The sequence below is a fragment of the Roseateles sp. genome (assembly GCF_046300915.1).
Taxonomy (GTDB): domain Bacteria; phylum Pseudomonadota; class Gammaproteobacteria; order Burkholderiales; family Burkholderiaceae_C; genus Kinneretia.
Window position 1 is genome coordinate 1 of record NZ_JBKCLH010000067.1, and the last position, 2,803, is coordinate 2,803.

Here is a 2,803-nt window from a genome sequence, read left to right on the forward strand (position 1 = left end):
CAATTTCCGCCCGACACAAGCCCGACTAGCTGTAGCTCGAATGCGCTCTCCCTCAGTCGCCGGACACCAACATCCCCCGCTCCTCGATGAAACGCACCACCTCGGCCACACCGGCCAGGGTCTTGAGGTTGCTCATCACGAAAGGCTTGCTGGCGCCGCGCATGCGGCGGGTGTCGGCTTCCATGATGTCGAGGTTGGCGCCGACATGCGGGGCCAGATCGGTCTTGTTGATGACGAAGAGATCGCTCTTGGTGATGCCCGGGCCGCCCTTGCGCGGGATCTTTTCCCCGGCGGCGACGTCAATGACGTAGATGGTCAGGTCGCTCAGTTCGGGGCTGAAGGTGGCGGCCAGGTTGTCGCCGCCGGACTCAACGAAGACCACATCGGCGTCGGGGAACTGCGCCAGCATGCGGTCGATCGCCTCCAGATTGATGGAGCAATCTTCGCGGATGGCGGTGTGCGGGCAGCCACCGGTTTCCACGCCCAGGATGCGCTCGGCCGGCAGGGCGCCGCTGATGGTCAGCAGGCGCTGGTCTTCCTTGGTGTAGATGTCGTTGGTGATGGCGACCAAGTCCCAGCGCTCGCGCATGGCCTTGCACAGCATTTCCAGCAAGGTGGTCTTGCCCGAACCGACCGGGCCGCCGATGCCCACGCGCAGGGGCGGCAGGCGCTTGCTGCGACCGGGAATGTGGTGCAGCGGGGTCTGGTGCGAAGGGCTTGGATTCATGATCGGAACAGGCGGGAGTACTGGGTTTCGTGGCGGGCCGAGAGAATCGCCAGCATGGGAGAAAAAGCCTGACGCCGAGATTCATCGGTGGTGATGGCCTCGGCCACTGCCGCGGGAATCTCGGCGGCCAGGCGGGCCAGGATGCGCTGACCGGCGCTCTGCCCCAGCGGCACCGACTTGATGGCCGCGCCGACCATGGCCTCGGACCAGGCGAAGGCGTAGGCCAGCAGCGCATCCTCGGGCGCGGCCTCGCTGGCCGCCAGGGCTAAGGCCATCACCAGCGGGTAGCAGGGCTGACCCAAAGCCTGGCACTGGGCGATCTGCGCCGGCGTGGCGGTGTCGTGGTTGCGCAGCCAGTCCAGCAGCGAACGGCCCATCTGCTCGGACTGCAGGCGCAGCTCGGCGCTCTCGCGGGTCTGCAGCAGCCAATCGTTGAGGCGGCGCAAAGTGGCCCGGTCGTCCTCGCGCCAGGCGCGCAAGGCCTGGGCCGCCAACGACAAGTCGCCGCGCGCCTGGCTCAGGCGCAGCTGCTGAGAGAGCCAGTGCGCGGTGCTGGCTTCGTCATGCACCCAGCCATGGGCCACGGCCGATTCGATGCCCTCGGAATAAGAGAAGCCGCCAATCGGCAAGGCCGGCGAGGCCAGCCAGAGCAGTTGCAGCAGGGCGCTCATGGGTGATCGTGATGATGATGGTGAAGGTGGTGAGCATGACCATGGTCGTGCCCATGGTCATGACTGTGCCCATGCCCCGCCGCATAGGCCCCGCCCTCCGGCTCGAACGGTGCGTCCAGCGCCTGCACCTGAAGATGCGGCTGGGCACGCAGCATGTCGGCCAGCACATGGTCGGGCTCGATCTGCAAATAGCCGGGCTGCAGCTCGATGGGCACATGGCGGTTGCCCAGGTGGTAGGCCGCGCGGGTCAAGTCAAAGGGCGAGCCATGCTCCGCGCAAGCGCTGATGCGCAGCAGCGCCTGGGGCGCCGCCTCGACGCGGATCAAGCTGCCATCCTCGGCCAGCAAGACATCGCCGCCGCGCAGCTGGGTGCCGCGCGGTAGGAACACGCCCAAGGCCCGGCCGCTGGAGTCCTCGGCCTGAAAGCGACTCTTCTGCCGCGTGTCCCAGTCCAGGCTGAGGCTGGCCGCACGGCGCAGCAGCACCGGCGCCAAGCCCTGGCCTTGCGGGATCAGGCGGGCCACCTGCAAGCGCGCTGCGGCACTCATGCCAGTGCCAGAGTCATGTAGCAGCTGTGGGGGTCGAGCTGGTAGCTGCCGAAGGGCTCGCAGACGACAAAACCCTCGCTGGCATAGAGCTGGTGGGCCGGCTCGAAAAATGCCTGCGTGCCGGTTTCCAGGCTCAGGCGGCGATAGCCGCGCTGGCGCGCCTCGGCCAGCACATGGCGCAGCATGCGGCGCGCCAGGCCGCGGCCACGCAGCGCGGCGGCGGTGCGCATGGATTTCAGTTCGGCGTGCTCCGCATCCAAACGCTTGATCGCGGCTGTGGCAGCCAGCATCGGGCCCGCGGGCTCGTTCAACCACGCCGTCCAGAAGGCGATCTCCGGCTGGCGCAGCTTGTTCATGTCCAGCGCATGCACGCTCTCTGGCGGCGAAGTGGCGCGCATGTCCTGCAGATGCTCTTCCATGAAGGCGGCAATGCGCGGGTCGCTGAGGTCATCGAGGCGGATCAGCAGTTCGGTTTCGGTGGACATGGCAAGTGAGGACATCAGAACAAGAAATAGCGTTGGGTCATGGGCAGGCTCTGCGCCGGCTCGCAGCTGAGCAAGAGGCCGTCGGCGCGCACGGCATAGCTTTGCGCATCGACCTCCATGCGCGGTGTGTAGTCGTTGTGGATCATGTCGCGCTTGCCCAGGCCGCGGATGCCGTGCACGGCGGCCAGCGTCTTTTGCAAACCATAGCGCTGGCCCACACCGGCCGCCAGTCCGGCCTGCGACACAAAGCTCAGCGAACTGCGCGCCAGGGCGCCGCCGAAGGCTGCGAACATGGGCCGGTAATGCACCGGCTGGGGCGTCGGGATGGAGGCATTGGGGTCGCCCATGGCGGCCAGGGCGATGCTGCCGCCC

4 protein-coding genes and 1 pseudogene are annotated in these 2,803 nt (G+C 67.4%); all 5 read right to left on the reverse strand.

From position 1 onward, the window contains the following. Positions 1 to 52 precede the first annotated feature (52 nt). Positions 53 to 727 (reverse strand): urease accessory protein UreG, encoded by a 675-nt coding sequence (ureG, locus tag ACK5F2_RS04960; RefSeq protein WP_409863212.1) that lies wholly within the window; start codon positions 725 to 727, stop codon positions 53 to 55. Beyond that, on the reverse strand, positions 724 to 1,398 hold the full coding sequence (locus ACK5F2_RS04965; protein WP_409863213.1) for an urease accessory protein UreF: 675 nt from the start codon (positions 1,396 to 1,398) through the stop codon (positions 724 to 726). The genes ureG and ACK5F2_RS04965 overlap by 4 nt, the downstream gene beginning before the upstream one ends. Continuing rightward, complete coding sequence (gene ureE, locus ACK5F2_RS04970; RefSeq protein WP_409863214.1) at positions 1,395 to 1,946, reverse strand: urease accessory protein UreE; 552 nt, start codon at positions 1,944 to 1,946, stop codon at positions 1,395 to 1,397. Before ureE ends, ACK5F2_RS04965 begins: the two co-directional genes overlap by 4 nt. After that, positions 1,943 to 2,446 carry a GNAT family N-acetyltransferase gene (locus ACK5F2_RS04975; protein WP_409863215.1) on the reverse strand — a complete coding sequence of 168 codons (504 nt, stop codon included), beginning with the start codon at positions 2,444 to 2,446 and terminating at the stop codon, positions 1,943 to 1,945. The genes ureE and ACK5F2_RS04975 overlap by 4 nt, the downstream gene beginning before the upstream one ends. Then, a pseudogene (gene ureC, locus ACK5F2_RS04980) lies at positions 2,446 to 2,803 on the reverse strand (urease subunit alpha); the annotation flags it as partial. The gene ACK5F2_RS04975 and the pseudogene ureC, both read right to left, overlap by 1 nt.

What these genes read in the sequence shown, in the direction of transcription:
- ureG (WP_409863212.1), bottom strand. Translation starts at nt 727, where the DNA reads ATGAATCCAAGCCCTTCGCACCAGACCCCGCTGCACCACATTCCCGGT.
- ACK5F2_RS04965 (WP_409863213.1), bottom strand. Translation starts at nt 1,398, where the DNA reads ATGAGCGCCCTGCTGCAACTGCTCTGGCTGGCCTCGCCGGCCTTGCCG.
- ureE (WP_409863214.1), bottom strand. Translation starts at nt 1,946, where the DNA reads ATGAGTGCCGCAGCGCGCTTGCAGGTGGCCCGCCTGATCCCGCAAGGC.
- ACK5F2_RS04975 (WP_409863215.1), bottom strand. Translation starts at nt 2,446, where the DNA reads ATGTCCTCACTTGCCATGTCCACCGAAACCGAACTGCTGATCCGCCTC.